Raw genomic sequence first — 19,285 nt, 5'->3', positions numbered from 1 at the left:
CCGAAAAGTCAATGTTCGCAAGCTTCATGAGGAGACGACATGAGGTCAGGCCGTCCCAGGTCGCCTTGGGCAGTGGTGGCGACGGTCGCCCTGCTCGCGGCCGCCTGCCTGGCAAGCACGACCACCGCGGCCGCGGCTGCGGCCGGCTGTCGGGCCACGTACACCGTCACCAGCTCGTGGCCCGGCGGCTTCGGCGCCACCGTCGACATCACCAACCTCGGCGACCCGATCAACGGTTGGACCCTGACCTGGTCCTACAGCGCCGGGCAGACCATCACCCAACTCTGGAACGGCACCTACACGCAAAGCGGAGCCCAGGTCGCGGTCAAGAACGTCGACTACAACGCCACACTGGCCACCGCGGCGACCACCACGGTCGGCTTCAACGGAGCCTTCACCACCGGCAACCCGCCGCCGACCAACCTCGCCGTCAACGGCGTCCTCTGCACCGGCGCCACCGCCAGCCCCAGCGCGGGCCCGAGCAGCACCGCCAGTCCCAGCAGCAGCCCCAGCCCGAGCGGCGGCGCCAGTCCGAGCACCAGCCCGAGCGCCAGCCCGAGTACGAGCACGAGTCCGACTGCCGGACCATGGCCGCCGTCGTCCACGTTCGGCAATCCCGTGCTGTGGGAGGACCTCGCCGACGCCGACGTCTTCCGGGTCGGCGACACCTACTACTACACCGCGTCCACGATGCACTACTCACCCGGTGCGCCGATCCTGCGCTCCTACGATCTCGTGCACTGGGAGTACGCCGGGCACGCCGTGCCGAACCTCGACTTCGGCTCGTCGGCGTACAACCTGAGCGGCGGACGGGCGTACGTCAAGGGCATCTGGGCGTCGGCCATGAACTACCGCAGGAGCAACGGCACCTACTACTGGATCGGGTGCGTGGAGTTCAACCGTACCTACGTCTACACGGCGACCGCCGTGGACGGCACGTGGCAGAAACGTGCCCAGATCAACAACTGCTACTACGACGCCGGTCTGCTCGTCGACGACAACGACACGATGTACGTGGCGTACGGCAACACGACCATCAACGTCGCCCAGCTGTCGGCCGACGGCCTGTCGCAGGTGCGAAGCCAGGCGGTGTTCACGTCACCGTCCAGTGTGGGCACGATCGAGGGTTCGAGGTTCTACAAGCGCAACGGCGCTTACTACATCCTGGTCACCCGGCCGGCCAACGCCGAGTACGTCCTGAAGTCGACCAGCGGCCCGTTCGGGCCGTACACGATGCAGCCGCTGCTGAACAACATCGGCTCACCGATCGCGGGCGGCGGGGTACCGCACCAGGGCGGCCTCGTGCAGACCGCGGCCGGCGACTGGTACTACATGGCTTTCGTCGACTCCTACCCCGGCGGGCGCGTACCGGTGCTGGCCCCGGTCACCTGGTCGGCCGACGGCTGGCCGCAGCTGCAGACCGTCAACGGAGCATGGGGCTCCGCGTACGCCTATCCGAATGTGCCGCGACCACCGCGGGAGGTGCGCGGCCCCACGGGCGTCGACACCTTCGCGAGCGCGGCGCTGGGCCCGGAGTGGGAGTGGAACCACAACCCGGACAACACGAAATGGAGCGCGGGCGGCGGGCTGACCCTGCAGGCCGCGACCGTGACCTCCGACCTGTACGCCGCCCGTAACACGCTCACGCACCGGATTCTCGGACCGACCTCGACCGCGACGATCCAGCTGGACTACTCGGCGATGAAGGACGGCGATCGGGCGGGCCTCGCGATGCTGCGCGACCAGTCCGCGTGGATCGGAATCAAACGGGACAACGGTTCCACCCGCCTGGTGCTGCAGAACAACATCACCATGGACGGCAACTGGAACACCACCAACACCGGCAGCGAGGCAGCCGGCCAGAACGTCGCCGGCGGGCGGATCTGGCTACGGGTGAGCGCCGACATCCACCCCGGCAGCGGCAGGCTCGCCCGGTTCTCCTACAGCACCGACGGCGTGACCTTCACGAGCTTCGGCCCCTCGTTCGCGATGAACAACGCCTGGCAGTTCTTCATGGGCTACCGCTTCGCCATCTTCGACTACGCCACCCAGTCGCTCGGCGGATCGGTGAAGGTCGCGAGCTTCGCCCTGACCACGCCGTGAGCCGCCGACCGTCCCTCAGGAAAGGAATCTTCATGCGACCGCTGCTCGTCTGCGTACGCGCCGCCGCCCCACGCCGACTGCTCTTGTCCGTGGTGGTACTGGTGTGCGCCCTGGCCGGGCTGCCCGGAGCGGCCAGGGCGGACAACCCGATCATTCAGACGATCTACACCGCCGACCCCGCTCCGCTCGTCTACAACGGACGGGTCTACCTGTACACCGGGCACGACGAGGACAACTCGACCTACTTCACCATGAAGGAGTGGCGGGTCTGGTCGTCCGCCGACATGGTGAACTGGACCGACCACGGCTCGCCGCTGAACCTGGCCAGCTTCTCCTGGGCCAGTGCCAACGCGTGGGCCGGGCAGACGATCTACCGCAACGGAAAGTTCTACTGGTATGTGCCGATGACCGTGCGGGCGACCGGCCAGATGGGCATCGGGGTGGCGGTGTCCACCAGCCCCACCGGTCCGTTCACGGACGCGATCGGGCATCCGCTGGTCAGCAACGGCCAGATCGACCCGACGGTGTTCATCGACGACGACGGGCAGGCGTACCTGTACTGGGGCAATCCGGACCTGTGGTATGTGAAGCTGAACTCCGACATGACCTCCTACTCGGGCAGCCCCACGAAGATCCCGCTCACCACCGCCGGTTTCGGTACGCGCAGCGGCAACGCGAGCCGGCCGACGCTGTTCGAGGAGGGGCCCTGGGTCTACAAGCGCAACGGTCTGTACTACATCGTCTTCGCCGCCGCGTGCTGCTCGGAGTTCATCGGCTACTCCACGGCCACCGGCCCGACGGGGCCCTGGACCTACCGCGGCACGGTCATGCCCACGCAGGGCTCCAGCTTCACCAACCACCCGGGTCTCGTCGACTTCGCCGGCGGATCGTACTTCTTCTACCACAACGGCGCGCTGCCCGGCGGCGGCGGTTACACCCGGTCCGTGGCGGTGGAGAAGTTCGCCTACAACGCCGACGGCAGCATCCCGGCCATCTCCATGACCAGCACAGGTGCGCCGCAGGTCGGTGTCCTCAACCCGTACACGCGGCAGGAGGCCGAGACCATCGCGTGGGAGTCCGGGGTCGAGACGGAGCCGTCCGGCGAGGGCGGGATGGACGTCGGCTGGATCGAGAACGGCGACTACATCAAGATCAAGGGTGCCGGGTTCGGCTCCGGGGCGTCGTCGTTCACCGCCCGGGTGGCGTCGGCGAACAGCGGCGGCCGCATCGAACTGCACCTGGACAGCGCGACCGGCCCGACCGTGGGGACCTGCACTGTCGCGGGAACCGGCGGCTGGCAGACCTGGGCCTCCGTCACCTGCCCCGTCAGCGGGGCCACCGGAACCCACGATCTGTACCTGCGGTTCACCGGCGGCAGCGGATACCTCTTCAACCTCAACTGGTGGCAGTTCTCGGGCGCCACGGGCGGCGGGAACCTCATCACCAACGGCGACATGGAGAACGGCACCACCGGCTGGGCACCGTTCGGCAGCGGCACGTTGTCGTCCGACACTGCCGGCCCGCACGGCGGTTCCCGTTCGCTGACCATCACCGGGCGCACCGGCTCGTGGAACGGACCGGGTCAGGACGTCACGACGAAGCTGACCAACGGCAAGTCCTACAGCACCAGCGTCTGGGTGCGTACGCAGTCCGGCACTCCCAGCGCCAAGGCGACGCTGGCGCTGACCGCCGGAGGCACCACCACCTATGTCGCGCTCACGCCGGCGACGGCCGTCGGCTCCGCCGGCTGGACGCAGCTGTCCGGGACCGCGACCGTGTCGTGGAGCGGAACGCTTTCGGGCGCCACGGTCTACGTCGAGACCGCGGCGGGTACCGACGGCCTGTCCATTGACGACGTGAGTATGCAGTGACCCGTCCCGTGGCGGGAGCCGTCCGCGGTGACGGCGGGCGTTAGCGCCTTCGACGGCGGGGTGGTGTTCCGGCCGGCAGCCGGAGTGTCACCCCGTCCTGGCGCGCCATCGTCAGCGGGTCGACTCTCCTCGGCGCCGAACACGGCGGCTCGGTGTCGCGGCGGCTGGTGCCGACGCGAGCGCGTCCAGGCCCCTGCCCGGCCGCAGACGCGCTCGCGCCGACGGTGCGCCGGCCGTTCCACCGGCGCCTTTCGCGGACACTGCCGCGAATCCGCCGCGGACGTCGACGGGAAGCGTGCCGTCGTCCGCGGCGGAGTTCTTCAGGCTGTGCTCGACGCGCTGGACCGCTCAGGAGCCGGCGCAGGTGAGCGACGGCGTCGACGGGCTGCCGTCGGCCAGGAAGCCGAAGGTGGTCGAGGTGTTGGCGCCGAGCGAGCCGTTGTAGGAGACGTTGCGCATCGTGATGGTCGAACCGCTGGCCGACGGCGTCGCGCTCCAGACCTGGGTGATCGTCTGGCCACCGCTGAGCGTCCACTGCACGCTCCAGCCGGTGATCGGCGCGGTGCCGGTGCTGACCGTCACCTCGCCCTGGAATCCGCCGGGCCACGCGTTGACCGTCCGGTACGCCGCGGTGCACGCCCCGGCCGGAACCGAGCCGCTGGGCGACGGACTGATAGGCGGCGAACTGGTGGGAGAGGGGCTACTGGACGGTGAACTGCTGGGAGAGGGACTGGTGGACGGTGAGCTGCTGGCCGGAGGGCTGCTCGTGAACTGGGCCAGGAACGTGTTCACCTCCGCCGAGGTCCAGGTCCGCGATCCGCTGGTGGCGGTGCTGCCGTCCACGGGGCTGGGCGTGTGGTCGCCGTCGAACGCGGCCCATTGGACCGGATACCCCGATCGGCATCCTGAATAGGCGGTGGTGATGTGGGACAGGCTTCCCTGCGACGGTTCGCGGGGGCTCTGCGCGGTGCAGCCGTTGTCGCGAACGAAGGTGTCGCGCAGGGAGCGTCCGTTGGAGATGTTCAGGACGCTGTCGTGGATGCCGTGGATGCCGAAGTAGGCGACCGGTTGCGTGCCCCCGTTGCACCCGCTGAGGTTGGCGCCGGAGTAGACGACGACCGCGCGGAAGACCGCCGGCCGCGCGCAGGCCAGCGCGTAGCTCATCGCTCCGCCGTAGCTCCACCCCATCGCGAAGACCTGGCTGGTCTCCACGCACAGGTCGCCTTCGACGAGCTTGAGGAGGTCGTCCACCAGCGTGATGTCGCGGCCGTTGGTGTTGGCCCAGCCGTTGTCTATGCCCTGTGGCGCGATGAAGATCGTGCTGTTGTTCGACAGCTGCTTCTGGCCGTAGAAGGCCCACACCGATCCGTCGGCTCCGCCGGTGGCGACGTCGTTGGCCGTGCCGTTGAGCCAGTGCAGGCCGAAGATGAGCCGATAAGGGTGGGCGTTGCTGTAGTTGCCGGGAATGCTCAGGATGTAGCTGCGGTTCTGGCCACCGCTCTGGATCGAGTGGGTTCCGTTGGTCAGCGTCGGTGTCCTGCCACAGCCGGCCGTCGGTCCGGCCTCGGCCAGCCGGGGTACCAGCAGGACGGCGCCGGCCAGCGCGAGGGCCAGCAGACTGCCCAGCACCCGTTGGGGCCGGCCGGGCTTGATCATTCGTTTCATGTCTTCCTCGATGGCAGCAGTTGCGGGTCGTTTGTGTCCGGCCTGGCCTGCCTGCCGACCGGATCCCGTTCGCGTACGCCGGCGGGCTCCTCGACGGCGTATGTCAGGTAGTCTGACCGCCGGACCGAAAAGTGTCAATCGACGTCTCCGGATGCAGCTGGCCGCATGTCCCTCGGTGGGCTGCCGGTACGCGGCGTACTCGCGCATATCATGGGCGCGACCCCGGGCAGTGGGTCGGTCCCTCGCAGCGCGGGAGTCGGCGTGGTCAGTCCGTTCGAGATCGAGGAGATCTTCCCCGACGTGGCAGCGGGGTCGCGCCTGCCGCGCCGGCAGCAAGGCGCGTCGGCGCAAGGGCTGGCGGTGACGCTCGTCGCCGACTACACCCTGCCGGTACGGGCCTGGCTGCCGTCGGCGGCCCTCGTGGCGCTACTGGTCGAATCCGGCGTGAGCAGCGGCGCGGCGCGCACCGCCATCAGCCGCCTGGCCCGCCGGGGCGTCCTGGAGAGCAGCCGCGACGGCCGGCACAGCTCCTACCGGCTGACCTCCGACGCCGCCGACGAGCTGTCGGCCGGAGGTGCCTGGATCGCCCGGTTCGGTGAGCAGGCCCGGGTGTGGGACGGATGCTGGACGCTCGTCGCCTTCTCGCTGCCCGAGGAGCAGAGGGTTCAACGACGGTCGCTGCGCGCGCAGCTGCGATGGCTGGGTTTCGCGCCGCTCTACGACGGTCTCTGGGTGTCGCCGGACAGCTGGAATACGATGGTCGAGGGCCGCCTGTCCGCCGTCGCCTTCGGGTCGATGACCGTCTTCCGGGCCGGCCATGTGGACCTGGCGGCCGCGGGCGGCCGCAGCCCGGTCGACGCGTGGGACGTCGTTGCCATCGCCGGGCACTACGAGGACTTCGAACGGCAATGGCGGCCCCTGCTGACGCGCGTACGCCGCCGGCAGGTCACCGGGGCCGCCGCGGTCCGGGCCCGTACGCAGATCATGGACTCCTACCGGCGGATACCGTTGCTCGATCCGCAGTTGCCCACCGAGCTGCTGCCGGCCGGCTGGCCGCGCGCACGGGCCCGGGAGCTGTTCATCGCCGTCTACGACGGGTTGGCCGAGCCGGCCGAGAAGCACGTCCGGGCGACGGTAGCGCAGGCTGCCTCGGAAACGGCGGCCGGGATCCGCGCACAATCCGTGGCAGCCTTGGCGGCTCGCTGAGTTCCGGTCGGCCATGGCAGCCGTAAGCCCGAACTGCGTTCCGATATTGCTCCGAAACTTCCGGTGGATCCTGTGAGGATCCGATCTGGCCGGCGGTGACCGGACGGCTTGGCGTAGGCAATCTCCCTCCCTGCCAGCTCCACGACCTTTGACCTGAGCTGGAGCTTCGTCCGGCGCACCTCGACGCTTTGCCCCGACTTCACCATCGACCGCACCGACCCTCCTGGAAGTATTTCCGGAAGAAGTTCGGAAGATGTCATTGCGGAGTCGCCCCGGAGCATGGCAGCATGCCTCGGTATCGATGCCCGCCCATGCGGCGCCGCGCGGTCGATCCGTCGAGCCGTGGCGCCGGATATCGAAAGGAGCCCATGATGACAGCGCGTCCCCCTGCGCATCGTGGCGAAGACCGAGCGACCCGCAGACCGCTGCGCACGGCCTTGCTCATCGGTGCCACCACCGCAGTCGCGGCCCTGACGGCCATGTTCGTCATCCCGGACGCGAACGCCGCGGCGAGCACCCTCGGCGCCGCCGCCGCCCAGTCGGGCAGGTACTTCGGCACCGCCATCGCCGCCGGCAAGCTCGGCGACTCGGCGTACACCACGATCGCCGCCCGCGAGTTCAACATGGTGACGCCCGAGAACGAGATGAAGATCGACGCCACCGAACCTCAGCGGGGCCAGTTCAGCTTCGGCAACGCCGACCAGATCTACAACTGGGCCACCCAGCGCGGCATGAAGGTCCGCGGCCACACCCTCGCCTGGCACTCCCAGCAGCCCGGCTGGATGCAGAGCCTCAGCGGCAGCACGCTGCGCCAGGCGATGATCGACCACATCAACGGCGTCATGGCCCACTACAAGGGCAAGCTCGCCTACTGGGACGTCGTGAACGAAGCGTTCAACGAGGACGGCAGCCGCCGGCAGTCCAATCTCCAGGGCACCGGCAACGACTGGATCGAGGTCGCCTTCCGCACCGCCCGCGCGGCCGACCCGTCGGTCAAGCTCTGCTACAACGACTACAACATCGAGAACTGGAGCTACGCCAAGACCCAGGGCGTCTACAACATGATCCGCGACTTCAAGTCGCGCGGCGTCCCGATCGACTGCGTGGGCCTGCAGACGCACTTCACCGGCGGCAGCTCGCTGCCGGGCAACTTCCAGACGACGCTGTCGAGCTTCGCCGCCCTCGGCGTCGACGTCGCGCTCACCGAGGTCGACGTCACCAACGCCTCCACCAGCCAGTACGCCGGCCTCACCCAGGCCTGCATGAACGTCTCGCGCTGCGTGGGCATCACGGTGTGGGGCGTACGCGACAGCGACTCCTGGCGGTCGAGCGAGAGCCCGCTGCTGTTCAACGGCAGCGGCCAGGCGAAGGCCGCCTACTCCTCGGTCCTCAACGCGCTCAACGCCGCCGGGCCGGGCCCCTCCCCCAGCGCGTCCAGCTCCTCGCCCGCACCGTCCACCTCGTCCTCGCCGTCCGCCTCGCCCACACCGTCGACCGGCGGCGCGAGCAAGATCGTGGGTTCGCAGTCGGGCCGGTGCATCGACGTACCCAACTCGTCTCACAACAACGGGACGCGGGTGCAGCTCTACGACTGCCACGGGCTGACCAACCAGCAGTGGACCTACACCGCCAGCCGCCAGCTGCAGGTGTACGGCTCGATGTGCCTGGACGCGGCCGGCTCGGGCAACGGCTCCGCCGTTCAGATCTACAGCTGCAACGGCCAGACCAACCAGCAGTGGAACGTCAACTCCAACGGCACGATCACCGGGGTCCAGTCCGGACGCTGCATCGACGTCTGGAGCACCGCCAACGGCGCCCAGGTCCAGATCTACGACTGCAGCGGCCAGGCCAACCAGCAGTTCCGGCTCGCCGCTCTGTAAGAACTCGGCGCGATCCGGCAGCCGGTCGGCTGCCGCCGCACGCGAAGAGGGCCGCCTGCTGGTCATGACGGTCCTCTTCGCGAATCGCGGTCGGGCCGCACGATCCACGGATCGCCGGCAGCCAACGCCAATTGTTAACGATAACAATTGGCGCGCCCGTCGCTGCCACCCCAGTGGCACGATCAGAAGCCTGGTCCGAATGCGCCCCGGGCGGCGAGATGGTGTCCGGCTTGCCTTTGCGGCTTGCGATGAGCGGCCGGCATAACAGTTTTCCGTACAAGACATCCGCAGCATTCCATCGTTGCGCATTCAATTCCGAGCAGTTATGTTAACGTTCACATTTGACGATCATGGCGAATGTCTCACCGGTACGCCTGGCGTACCTGGCCACTGACCGGGGCCGCACTGCCTGGGAAGCCACCGGTTCGTGGACGCACGACGGCAGGCGGCTCGTCCCCGCCCCGTGGAGTTGAACCCGCCCCTCTCGTCCGGGGCCTGTCGCCGCCGACAGGCCCGCCCGTCCCCACGAAGGAGTTCGACAATGAACACCAGAAAGATCGTCAGAGTCGGGGTCGCCCTCGCCCTGACGCTGGCCTCGCTCGGCGCGGTGTCGGCCGCCACCTCCCCCGCCGTCGCCGCCAGCGGCAATCTGCTGACCAACGCGGACATGGAGAGCGGCACCACCGGCTGGTCGTCGTTCGGCGCCGGCACCGCCGCCTCGAACACGAGCACTGTCCACGGTGGTACGCACTCCCTGGCGTACACCGGCCGCACCGCATCGTGGAACGGGCCGGGTCAGGGCGTGACGTCGGTACTGGCCAACGGCGCCAGCTTCACCGCGGCCGCCTGGGTACGCACCCAGAGCGGCACCCCCACGGCCAAGTTGACCCTGCAGGTGACGGCCAACGGCACGACGAACTACATCAGCCTCGCCCAGGCCGCGGTGAACACGTCGGCGTGGACCCAGCTGACCGGCACGGCCACGGTGTCGTGGACCGGAACGCTGTCCTCCGCGACCCTCTACATCGAAACCGCGGCCGGCACCGACAGCCTCTACGTCGACGACGCCTCACTGGTCAACAACACCGGCAGCGGAACCTGCACACTCCCGTCGACCTACCGATGGACGTCGACCGGCGCGCTGGCGACCCCCAAGTCGGGATGGGCGTCGCTCAAAGACTTCACCAACGTCGTCTACAACGGCAAGCACCTCGTGTACGCCACCACCCACGACAACGGATCGACCTGGGGCTCGATGAACTTCAGCCTCTTCACCAACTGGTCGGACATGGCCTCGGCGACCCAGACCGGCATGTCGTCGTCGACGGTCGCGCCGACGCTGTTCTACTTCGCGCCGAAGAACACCTGGGTGCTCGCGTACCAGTGGGGTGCGACCGCGTTCGTCTACCGCACGGCCAGCGACCCCACCAACGCCAACGGCTGGTCGTCGCCCAGCGCGCTGTTCTCCGGAAGCATCTCCGGCTCCGGCACCGGCCCCATCGACCAGACCCTGATCGGCGACAGCTCGAACATGTACCTGTTCTTCGCCGGCGACAACGGAAAGATCTACCGGGCCAGCCAGCCCATCGGCAACTTCCCCGGCAACTTCGGCACCGCCTCGACCGTGGTCCTCAGCGACAGCACCAACAACCTCTTCGAGGCCGTCCAGGTCTACAAGGTCCAGAACCAGAACCTGTACCTCATGATCGTCGAGGCGATCGGCGCCAACGGCCGCTACTTCCGCTCCTTCACCGCCACCAGCCTCAGCGGATCCTGGACCGCGCAGGCCGCCACCGAGGGCAACCCCTTCGCCGGCAAGGCCAACAGCGGCGCCACCTGGACCAACGACATCAGCCACGGCGACCTCGTCCGTAACAACCCCGACCAGACCATGACCATCGACCCCTGCAACCTCCAACTGCTCTACCAGGGCCGCAGCCCCAGCTCCGGCGGCGACTACGGTCTGCTCCCCTACCGTCCCGGCGTACTGACCCTTCAGCGGTAGCCGGGCGCTTGACGGGGCCGCATCCGCCTCCCGGCCCCGTCAAGCACTCCCCGTTCGAGCCCGACATGCGACCGCAGGAGGACGCGTTGGCCAAGGCGAGCGGCGAGCCGGCGATGACGGACGTGGCCAGGCTCGCCGGGGTCTCCCATCAGACGGTCTCGCGGGTGCTCAACGGGTATCCCTACGTCTCCCAGCGCACCCGGTCGAGGGTCCTCGAAGCCGTCACGGAACTGGGCTACCGTCCCAACAAGGCCGCCCGTGCCCTGGTCACGGGCAGATCCAACGTCGTGGGCGTGATCTCGCAGAGCGCCACGCTCCACGGACCGGCCGCCGCTCTGGCCGCGTTCACCCGGGCCGCAGTCGGCGCCGGGTACGCCGTCAGCGTGGAGCACGTGGCGGGACTCGACCCCGTCCGGCTGCAGGAAGCGGTCAACCGGCACCTGGATCAGCGCGTGGTCGGCCTGGTCGTGATCGCGCCCTTCCGGCGGGCCACGGAACTCCTGATCAAGTTCTCGTACCAGATCCCTCTGGTATGCATCGACGGTGATCATCGCTTCAGCGGTGCCGTCGTCGCCGTCGATCAGGAGGACGGCGGATACACCGCCACCAACCACCTGCTCGACGCCGGGCACCCCACCGTCTGGCACGTCGCCGGTCCGCCGGACTGGCTCGACAGCCGCGGCCGCATCGCCGGCTGGCGACGGGCCCTCACCGAGGCCGGCGCCGAGATCCCGCCCGTCATCTCCGCGGACTGGTCGGCCGCCGCCGGCTACCGGGCCGGCCAGCTCCTGGCCCGGCTCGATGAAGTCACAGCCGTCTTCGCCGCCAACGACCACCTCGCCCTCGGCGTCCTGCGGGCACTGCACGAACGCGGACGCACCGTGCCGCACGATGTCAGCCTCGTCGGCTTCGACGACGTACCCGAGGCCGGGTACTACATTCCGCCGCTGACCACGATGCGGCCCGATTTCGACGCCGTCGCCGCAACGGCCCTGGAACTACTGCTCGACCAGGTACGCGCCGGCACACGCCCCAGCCGCCGGGAGACCATCCCGCCCCGGCTCGTGACCCGCGCCAGCGTCGCCGCTCGTCAGGACACTGCGCGGCGAGACGTCTGACGCGCCGCGGCAAGGATCAGATAGCAGCTGGCGGTCCAGGTGTACGCACGGTCGCGCAGACCGGCTCCGGTGTGGGCGTCGAAGTTCTCAGCGAACCCGGACTTCTCACAGAGCGATCGGAACCGGGCACTGATCTTGTCAGCCAAGGCGCTGTACCCGGCCCGGCGTAGTCCGTCCTCGATCAGAACCGTCGCGGGCGCCCAGATCGGCCCGCGCCAGTAGCCGTCGGACTGGTAGTGCTGCGATGACGGCAGTTCGGTCGCCAGCCCGTACTCGGATAGGTGTGTTTCGACGCGTGCGGCGAGCCCGGCGGCGACGTCGGCGGGCAGGTCGGCGCCGAGCACGATGGGCATGAGGTCCAGCAGGCTGTCACTGGTCCATACCTCGGCGGTGGCGGGGCTGCGGGCGGCGAACCGGTCGACGGCCCACAGTTCGTCGAGCATCGCCTGGCGGATCTGCTCCGCGGTCCGCGTCCACAGGTCGGCCTCGTCCGGCCGCGCCAACTCCTCGGCGAGCACGGCCAGCTCCCGCAGTTGCAGGACGAGAAGCGCCGCGAGGTCGGCGGTCTGGACGACGCGCCGGCGGTCGAAGGTCGTCGCGTTGTCCCAGCCGCTGTCGTTGCCGTGCTGGTAGTGCGGCAGCAATTGGCCTGGCGCCCGGCGGAAGTCGAGCCAGAACCGGGTCCATGCGCGCAGGCGCCGGTAGATCTCCGCCGGCTCCCACGGCGCCGTCGCGGGCAGCCGGCGGCGCAGGTGGCCGAGGGCCCACCCGTGGACCGGGGGCTTGACGAAGTTGTAGAGGATCTCCGAGTGCGTCACCGAGTCGGGCAGCGCCCCGCCGGCGTCCTGGTGATCGAACGGCAGCATGAACTGGTCGCCGGCCAGCTGCGGGTGGCCGTCGGCGAGGGCGATGGCGTTGAAGCAGTGGTCCCAGCTCCAGACTTTGTCCATCCAGTGCTTGGACATGAGGACCGCGGGCCGGCCGAGAAAGCCCGCTGGGCGTACCGTCGCCGACCAGAGCACGTAGGCCGCCAGTTCGGCCGCCGGCGTTTCCGCCGAACGCCACGGCGCCACCTGATCGGCGAACCGCAGGAACGACGCGCGGGTGGCACTGCGCGCCTGGGCGAAGGACGTGTCGTCGGTGAACGGCGGCCGGGCGCCTTCGTACTCCTCGATCGCGATCTCCCAGCCCTCGCCGGCGGGCAGGGCCAGGCACCGTTCGGCGGCTCCGAGCGACTGCTCGCCCAGGACGAGTGGTGTTCCCGCCAGGACGGTGATCCTGTAGCGCCGCCCGGTCTCGTAGACGGTGAACACGTATGCCCCGTCGGCCGGGTCGCGGTAGAGGTAGGTGCCGCTGAACGGGGTCAGGGTGGCGGCGGCCGCCTCGATGCGCAGGCCGAGCCCCTGGCTGCGTACGCGGATCGTCTCGGCGTCCTGGTAGACCAGTTCCACGGTTCCGGTTGCCGCTGTCCAGGCCAGCAGGTCCGGAGTGGCTGAGATCGCCGCGTCGACGCGGGTGCGGCCGTCGGTCGCAACGAAGCGCAGGATCGGGTGCAGTCCGGTCTGGTGGGAGACCAGGTGCAGGTCCTCGGCGTACGCGTGGTGTCCGATCACGGGTGAGACGTCGAACCACGATCCGAAGTAGCTGAACGGGATCTCGCGTACCGAGAAGGTGGGATCCTGCGGCGGGGCGGTCATGTGGTGCTCTCCTTCCGAGCCGGTGTCAGTCCTTGACCGCACCGGAGATCACCCCGGCGGCGACATAGCGTTGAGCGATGATCAGTAGGACGGTGGCCGGCAGGGATGCGACGACCGCGGTGGCCATGACGGCGTTCCATTCCTGGTTGTTGTTGCCGATGTAGTGGTAGATGCCCAGGGTGATCGGGCGTGCGGCCCCGCCGCTGTCCAGCGTGCTGGCGTAGACGAAGTCCGACCAGGCCCACAGGAATGCGAAGAGGGACACGGTGACGACGGCGTTGCGGCTGACCGGCATGACGACGGACCAGAAGATCCGCAGTACGCCCGCGCCGTCGGTCTTGGCGGCTTGGAGGAGCTCGTCGGGGATGGCGCGCATGAACGCGGTGAAGATCAGAACCGCGAAGGGTACGGCGATGGTCGAGTCCGCCACGATCAGACCGCCGACGGTGTTGAGCAGTCCGAGCTCCAGATAGCCGGCGTAAAAGCCCATCGCCATGATGATCCCGGGAATCATCTGAGCCATGAGCAGCAGGAAGCTGAGCACGCCGCCGCCGCGCGGAGCGAGTTTCGCCAGGGCGTACGCCGCCGGCGCCGAGATCGCCACGGTGAGCGCGACGGTCCCGAGCCCCACCGCCAAGCTGGTGCCGAGGTAGGGCAGCTGGTCGTGCAGAACGGACCGGTACCCGTCCAGGGTTCCGCCGATCGGGAGCCAGTTCGGCGGCGCTTTGCGCATGTCTCGTGGGCGGGTGAACGATACGTTGACCATCCAGTAGACCGGGAACAGCATGATCCCGGTGAGTACGAGCGCGATCAGGGTCTTGAGCAGGCTGCGTCGCGGGGTCATGGCTGGTACTGCCGCTTCTGGACGCGGATGTAGACCAGGCCCGCCGCCGACGCCATGAGGATCAGCAGGTTGCCGACCGCCGCGCCGGGGCCGAACGCCGGCAGCAGGTTGCCGAAGCTGAGCTGGTAGGACCAGGTGGCGAGGGTCGCCGACGAGCCGGTCGGTCCACCCCTGGTCATGATCCAGATGATGTCGAAGACCTTCAGCGTGTACACCAGGCCGAGGAGCAGGGTGATCGCGGAGACCGGGCGCAGCAGGGGGAAGGTGATGCGCCAGAACTGCTGCCAGCCGCCGGCACCGTCGATCTGGGCGGCCTCGTAGAGCTGGCCGGGGATCGACTGCAGTCCGCTGTGGAGCACCACCAGGTTGAACGGGATGCCGATCCAGATGTTGGCGATGATCACTGAGACGAGCGACCAGGTGGGCGACGTCAGCCAGGTGACCGGCGGGATGCCGATCTGCTGCAGGACCGCGTTGGCGACGCCCGAGTCCGTGTTCAGCACCCATGACCACGTCGACGCGGACACGATCAGCGGCAGCAGCCAGGGCACCAGGAACAGCGCGCGCAGCGTCGCCGACAGGGGGAACGCCCGGGCGAAGAAGACCGCGAGCGCCAGGCCGATGGTGAACTGGAACGCCAGCGACACAAGCGTGAACACGATCGTGTGGGTCAGCGCCGGCACGAAGGCCGGATCCTTCAGGATCTTCGCGTAGTTGCCGAGGCCGGTGAACTTCGCGCCGCCGTGCACGAACGAGCGGACGGTGTAGTCACGCAGGCTGAGCTCCACGTTGCGGTAAAGCGGGTAGGCGAAGAACGCCAGCAGGTAGACCGCGACCGGGACGAGGAACGCCCACGCCGCCCACTGCTCGGAGCGTGCCCGGCGGACGGGCCGTGGCCTGGGCGAGAACGCGCCCGCGTTCTCGCCCGGACGGCGAACAGACGGCCGGTCGGCGGCCCGTGTCCGTTGGCTCATGAAACGCACGATCACTTCGTGGCGGCGGCCGCCGCGGCCTGCGCGGTGGACAACGCGGCCGCGGGATTCGCCGATCCACTGAGCGCGGCCTGCACCGCCGTCCACAACGGCTGGGAGATCTTGGGGTACTTGGTGCCGAGGTTGTCGCCGGTGCGGCCCTTGGCCGCCTTCACCGCGCTCACCCACACCGCGAGATCCGGGGCGGCGGCCACCTGCTTTGCCTGTACCGCCGCCGTCGGGGCGATGTAGGACAACGTCGTCGTCGTGGCCAGCGAGTTGTCGGTGTCGGTGAGGCAGGCGACCAGTTTCTGCGAGATCGCGTACCGGGCGGTGGTCTTCTGTACCGGGACGGTGACGAACTCTCCGCCGGTGGGCGCAGCGGCGGTGCCGCCGTCGCGGGCGGGTACCGCGATGATGCCGTACCCGAAACCGGCCTTCGCAGCGTTGGCCCGCTGCCACGTCCCGTTCTCGGCGAAGGCGAACTGACCGGTGGCGAACTCCTGCCAGCTGGTGGTCTGGGTGTTGTTGATGACGGAGTTCGGGGCGTAGCCCTGCTTGAGCCAGTCCGTCCACAGGGACAGCGCGCTGACGGCCTCGGGCGAGTCGAGCTTGGTGAGGTCGGCGCCCGAGCCCCAGAACCAGGGCAGGAACTGGAAGCTTCCCTCCTCGGTGCCGATCGCCGAGAAGGTGATGCCCTTCTTGCCGGCGGCCTTCACCTTGGCGAGGGCGGCCGTCAGCGACGCCCAGTCCTTCACGGAGGTGATGTCGACGCCCGCGGCCGCCAGGACGCTCTTGTTGTAGTAGAGGGCCAGCGTGTTGGCGCCGATCGGGATCCCGTAGGCCTTGCCCGCGATCTGCCCGGCGCCGAGGAGGTTCGGGTCGATCGCCGAGGTGTCGAGCCGGATCTCGTCGCTGCTGGTGAGTACGCCGGCTTCGGCGAGCGTGGAGACCACGGGGTTGTCGACGATGAGTACGTCGGGTGCGTTGCCCTGCTGGGCTGCCAGCAGGGTCTTGCTGGTCAGATCCGTGGTGTCGAACGCCGTGCGCTTGACCACGACGCCGGCTTTCGTGCCGCAGTCGCCCAGCAGCTTGACCCAGGCCGAGGAGTCGTCGAACTGGGGGTACGGGTCCCAGATCACGTAGGTGCCGCCGGCCGCGTCGCCGGTCTTGGCGTCTGACGACGAGCAGGCGGCCAGCGCGCCGGCCGTGACAAGGGCGACCAGCGCGATACCGATCGCGCGCCGTCGCGTTGCCGATGGGTTCACAGTGCATCCCTTCAGAAACCGTTGAGCTGGGCTGTCGATGTGCCGCGGCGGGATGGCGGGCCGGTGCCGCGAGGCGTCGAATCGATTCGCGGAATCGATTCGATCGAACATAGGCCTGTTTCGCTCCCTCGTCAACGGTTCCATCCTGGACTCGGCCGCCGTCAGGCGGATAGCCTTGCGGAACCGGTTCGACGATCGCTCACCCCGCGACAGGACGGGCAGGCACGGTCCGAGGGAGAAAAGCCATGAACATCGGGGAGATCGCCCGGCGGGCAGGCGTGTCGCGCAGCACCGTGTCCTACACGCTGAGCGGCAAGCGGCCGGTCTCGGAGACGACGCGCCGCCGCATCCTGGACGTCATCGACGAACTGGACTACCAGCCCAACGCCAACGCCCGGGCCCTCAAAGAGGGGCGTACGCGCACGCTGGGACTCGTCATTCCGCCGGCCAGCAGCCGCCTGACCGACATGCAACTCGACTTCGTCGCCAGCGTCGTCGACGCCGCCGCCCGGGCCGACCTCGACGTGCTTCTGTCACCGTCGGGCGGCGACCACGACCGCTCGTTCGAACGCGTCATCACCGGCCGGCGGGTCGACGGCGTGATACTCATGGAGATTCGTCTCGAGGACGCCCGGGTCACGCGCCTGCAGCAGGCGGGCCTGCCGTTCGTCGGCATCGGGCGTACCGCGCGCTCGGACGGCATGTGGTGGGTGGACGTCGACTACGCGACGCTGATCGCTCGCTGCGTGCACCATCTGGCCGATCTCGGGCACCGCGACGTCGCTCTGATCAACCGCTCCGCCGAACTGGTCGCGGCCGGATACGGGCCGGGCCACCGTGCCCTCGCCGGTTTCGCCGAGGCCGTCGCCGAACGGGGGCTCACCGGTGTGGACTACTGCTGTGCCGACGACACCCTTGCCGGCGAGGCGTGCATACGCGCGATCCTGCGCGAGCATCCCGAAGTGACGGCGGTGGCGACGATCAACGAGGCCGCGCTGCCGGGCATCCAGCGCGCCTTGGAGACCGCGGGGCTGGCCATTCCGCGCGACTTCTCCGTGACCGGAGTCGCCGCGTCGCATTGGGCCGAGAACTTCCGGCCGCCGTTGACCGCCGCCGACGTTCCGGCGATCGAGATGGGCGCGCAGGCCGTACAGCTTCTCGCCACGAGCATCGCCACGCCGGAGGCACCGCCGCGGCAACTGCTGCTGGCCCCGGCCGTCTCCCTACGGTCGAGCACCGGCCCCGTTCGCGTACGGCGATGATTTCGCAGGGCCCCGGATCGGCGATCCGGGGCCCCGTGCCGATCAGCTGCGCAGGCTCCATTGCTGGTTGGATCCGCCGTTGCAGGCCCAAACGATGATCTTCGTGCCGTTCGCGGTCGCGGCGCCGTTGGCGTCGAGACACAGGCCGGACTGTACGCCGGTGACGGTGCCGTTGGAGTTGACGTTCCACTGCTGGTTGGTCTGGCCGTTGCAGTCCCAGATGATGACTGCCGTGCCGTTGGCGGTGCCCTGGCCGGAAACGTCCAGGCACTTGTTGCCGAACACGGTCAGCTGCTTGCCGCTGGTGTAGGTCCAGCGCTGCATGGTGCCGCCCCAGCAGTCGTACAGCTGCGCCTGGGTGCCGTTCGTCGTCGATCCGTTCGGCACGTCCACGCAGCGGCCCGACTGTCCACCCACGATCTCCTGGTCCTGCGTGCCGCCCCCGCCGGACGCCGCGTACCCGGCGGCGACGATGTTGGCTTGGACGGCGTTTTCGGTGGTGTCGGTGGGGTAGCCGGAGGTCATGACGCCTTCGTAGAAGGTGCCGGTGGCGCCGTGGCTGTTGTCGCCGCCGATGCCGAGGATGATGGCGCCTTCCTTCTTCATCGGGTTGTAGCCCGAGACGTTGGGGCGGGCGCCGTTGTAGAAGGTGGACAGGTTGCCGGACTGGGAGTTGCCGCCGCGGATCGACCAGTGGTTGGCTTCGCCTTTGACGATCGCGGTGGTGTAGCGGTAGTTGACGGTCGGGTCGTTGGCGTTGTAGCCGGCGTTGACGCCGGAGTAGAGGCCGTTTTCCAGGTCGGCCATGATCCATGGGCCGTTGCCGGTGCCGTAGCCCCAGACTTTGATGTTGCCGAAGTAGATGGCTTCCATGGTGCCGTTGCCGTTGTCGCGGCTGTTGGTCTCGGCGTTGCCGTAGTCGAAGCAGCAGCCGCCGTTGTAGTGGGTGCCGTCGAAGATGGCGTACATGCCTTCGGGCTGGTCGCCTTTGGCGATGCCGTTGGTGTTGTTGTTGCGGTAGCCGGTGCCGGCCGCGACGTAGACGCCGTACGCCTTCTGGCCGTTGAGGGTGGTGGGTGCGGCGGTGGCGTTGGCGAGGTTGTCGTAGCCGCCTGCGGCCGGGCCGCTGAACCCGCCCGGCGGGGCCTGGGTGAGGTGGTTGCCCCGGCCGGACTGGTCGTAGATGATCGTGATCAGGCACGTCGTGTTCGCGCAGAACGAGTCCTGCGCGGCGGCGTTGGCCACCCCGCCGGTGCTCAGTACGCCGATGTCGCGCGTGGTGTTGTCCGACGACCGGCGTATCTGGTACAGGGCACCGCCGTAGGCGGCGTACAACGCCCGGGTCGTGCTGTGCGCGGCCACGCACGGCGTACCACCGGCGGCGTAGATGTCGCA

The 19,285-nt window shown here is 68.8% G+C and carries 14 protein-coding genes; 8 read left to right on the top strand and 6 right to left on the bottom strand.

Annotation, left to right across the window (positions count from 1 at the left end; translation table 11 throughout):
* Window positions 1-72: 72 nt before the first annotated feature.
* Both G401_RS0107605 and G401_RS0107600 read left to right on the top strand, forming a co-directional pair.
* Complete coding sequence (locus tag G401_RS0107605) at window positions 73-2,103, top strand: family 43 glycosylhydrolase (RefSeq protein WP_027342036.1); 2,031 nt, start codon at window positions 73-75, stop codon at window positions 2,101-2,103.
* A gap of 32 nt (window positions 2,104-2,135) precedes the next feature.
* Window positions 2,136-3,974 (top strand): family 43 glycosylhydrolase, encoded by a 1,839-nt coding sequence (locus G401_RS0107600; RefSeq protein ID WP_051366333.1) that lies wholly within the window; start codon window positions 2,136-2,138, stop codon window positions 3,972-3,974.
* Window positions 3,975-4,322: 348 nt separating this feature from the next.
* Here the strand turns inward: G401_RS0107600 and G401_RS0107595 are convergent, their stop codons facing one another.
* On the bottom strand, window positions 4,323-5,630 hold the full coding sequence (locus G401_RS0107595; RefSeq protein WP_051366332.1) for a cellulose binding domain-containing protein: 1,308 nt from the start codon (window positions 5,628-5,630) through the stop codon (window positions 4,323-4,325).
* 270 nt (window positions 5,631-5,900) lie between these two features.
* Between G401_RS0107595 and G401_RS0107590 the strand changes: the two genes are divergently transcribed.
* The 5 genes from G401_RS0107590 to G401_RS0107575 all read left to right on the top strand — a co-directional run bounded on the left by G401_RS0107590 (window position 5,901) and on the right by G401_RS0107575 (window position 11,848).
* Window positions 5,901-6,845, top strand: coding sequence for a PaaX family transcriptional regulator (locus G401_RS0107590; protein WP_027342033.1), 945 nt, complete (start codon window positions 5,901-5,903; stop codon window positions 6,843-6,845).
* Between the two features lie 371 nt (window positions 6,846-7,216).
* Window positions 7,217-8,725 (top strand): endo-1,4-beta-xylanase, encoded by a 1,509-nt coding sequence (locus G401_RS0107585; protein WP_051366424.1) that lies wholly within the window; start codon window positions 7,217-7,219, stop codon window positions 8,723-8,725.
* Between the two features lie 350 nt (window positions 8,726-9,075).
* A complete protein-coding gene (locus G401_RS58255; protein ID WP_281174145.1) occupies window positions 9,076-9,198 on the top strand; it encodes a hypothetical protein in 123 nt (40 codons plus the stop codon).
* A 68-nt stretch (window positions 9,199-9,266) separates the two neighbouring features.
* Entirely contained in the window at window positions 9,267-10,730 is a 1,464-nt protein-coding gene (locus G401_RS0107580; protein WP_027342031.1) for a non-reducing end alpha-L-arabinofuranosidase family hydrolase, read from the top strand.
* Window positions 10,731-10,843: 113 nt separating this feature from the next.
* Entirely contained in the window at window positions 10,844-11,848 is a 1,005-nt protein-coding gene (locus G401_RS0107575; RefSeq protein WP_027342030.1) for a LacI family DNA-binding transcriptional regulator, read from the top strand.
* On the opposite strand, the gene G401_RS0107570 is transcribed toward G401_RS0107575, so the two are convergent.
* Genes G401_RS0107570 through G401_RS0107555 form a run of 4 tightly spaced genes read right to left on the bottom strand, consistent with a single transcriptional unit; the run spans window position 11,821 to window position 16,628 of the window.
* On the bottom strand, window positions 11,821-13,545 hold the full coding sequence (locus tag G401_RS0107570; RefSeq protein WP_027342029.1) for an amylo-alpha-1,6-glucosidase: 1,725 nt from the start codon (window positions 13,543-13,545) through the stop codon (window positions 11,821-11,823). The two genes, G401_RS0107575 and G401_RS0107570, sit on opposite strands and share 28 nt — an antisense overlap.
* Window positions 13,546-13,570: 25 nt before the next feature.
* On the bottom strand, window positions 13,571-14,389 hold the full coding sequence (locus G401_RS0107565) for a carbohydrate ABC transporter permease (protein ID WP_027342028.1): 819 nt from the start codon (window positions 14,387-14,389) through the stop codon (window positions 13,571-13,573).
* Window positions 14,386-15,363: a carbohydrate ABC transporter permease gene (locus tag G401_RS0107560; protein WP_027342027.1), complete on the bottom strand. Its 978-nt coding sequence runs from the start codon at window positions 15,361-15,363 to the stop codon at window positions 14,386-14,388. The genes G401_RS0107565 and G401_RS0107560 overlap by 4 nt, the downstream gene beginning before the upstream one ends.
* 11 nt (window positions 15,364-15,374) lie before the next feature.
* Complete coding sequence (locus G401_RS0107555) at window positions 15,375-16,628, bottom strand: sugar ABC transporter substrate-binding protein (RefSeq protein ID WP_027342026.1); 1,254 nt, start codon at window positions 16,626-16,628, stop codon at window positions 15,375-15,377.
* 245 nt (window positions 16,629-16,873) lie between these two features.
* On the opposite strand from G401_RS0107555, the gene G401_RS0107550 reads away from it, so the two are divergent.
* Window positions 16,874-17,890, top strand: a complete 1,017-nt coding sequence (locus G401_RS0107550; RefSeq protein ID WP_027342025.1) for a LacI family DNA-binding transcriptional regulator — start codon at window positions 16,874-16,876, stop codon at window positions 17,888-17,890.
* A 42-nt stretch (window positions 17,891-17,932) separates the two neighbouring features.
* Here G401_RS0107550 and G401_RS0107545 read toward each other — a convergent pair.
* Window positions 17,933-19,285: arabinofuranosidase catalytic domain-containing protein (locus G401_RS0107545; protein ID WP_027342024.1), on the bottom strand; the 1,353-nt coding region annotated here is incomplete at its 5' end.

This window comes from Hamadaea tsunoensis DSM 44101, assembly GCF_000428945.1.
GTDB classification, from domain to species: Bacteria; Actinomycetota; Actinomycetes; order Mycobacteriales; family Micromonosporaceae; genus Hamadaea; species Hamadaea tsunoensis.
This window is presented reverse-complemented; position numbering and strand designations above follow the sequence as displayed.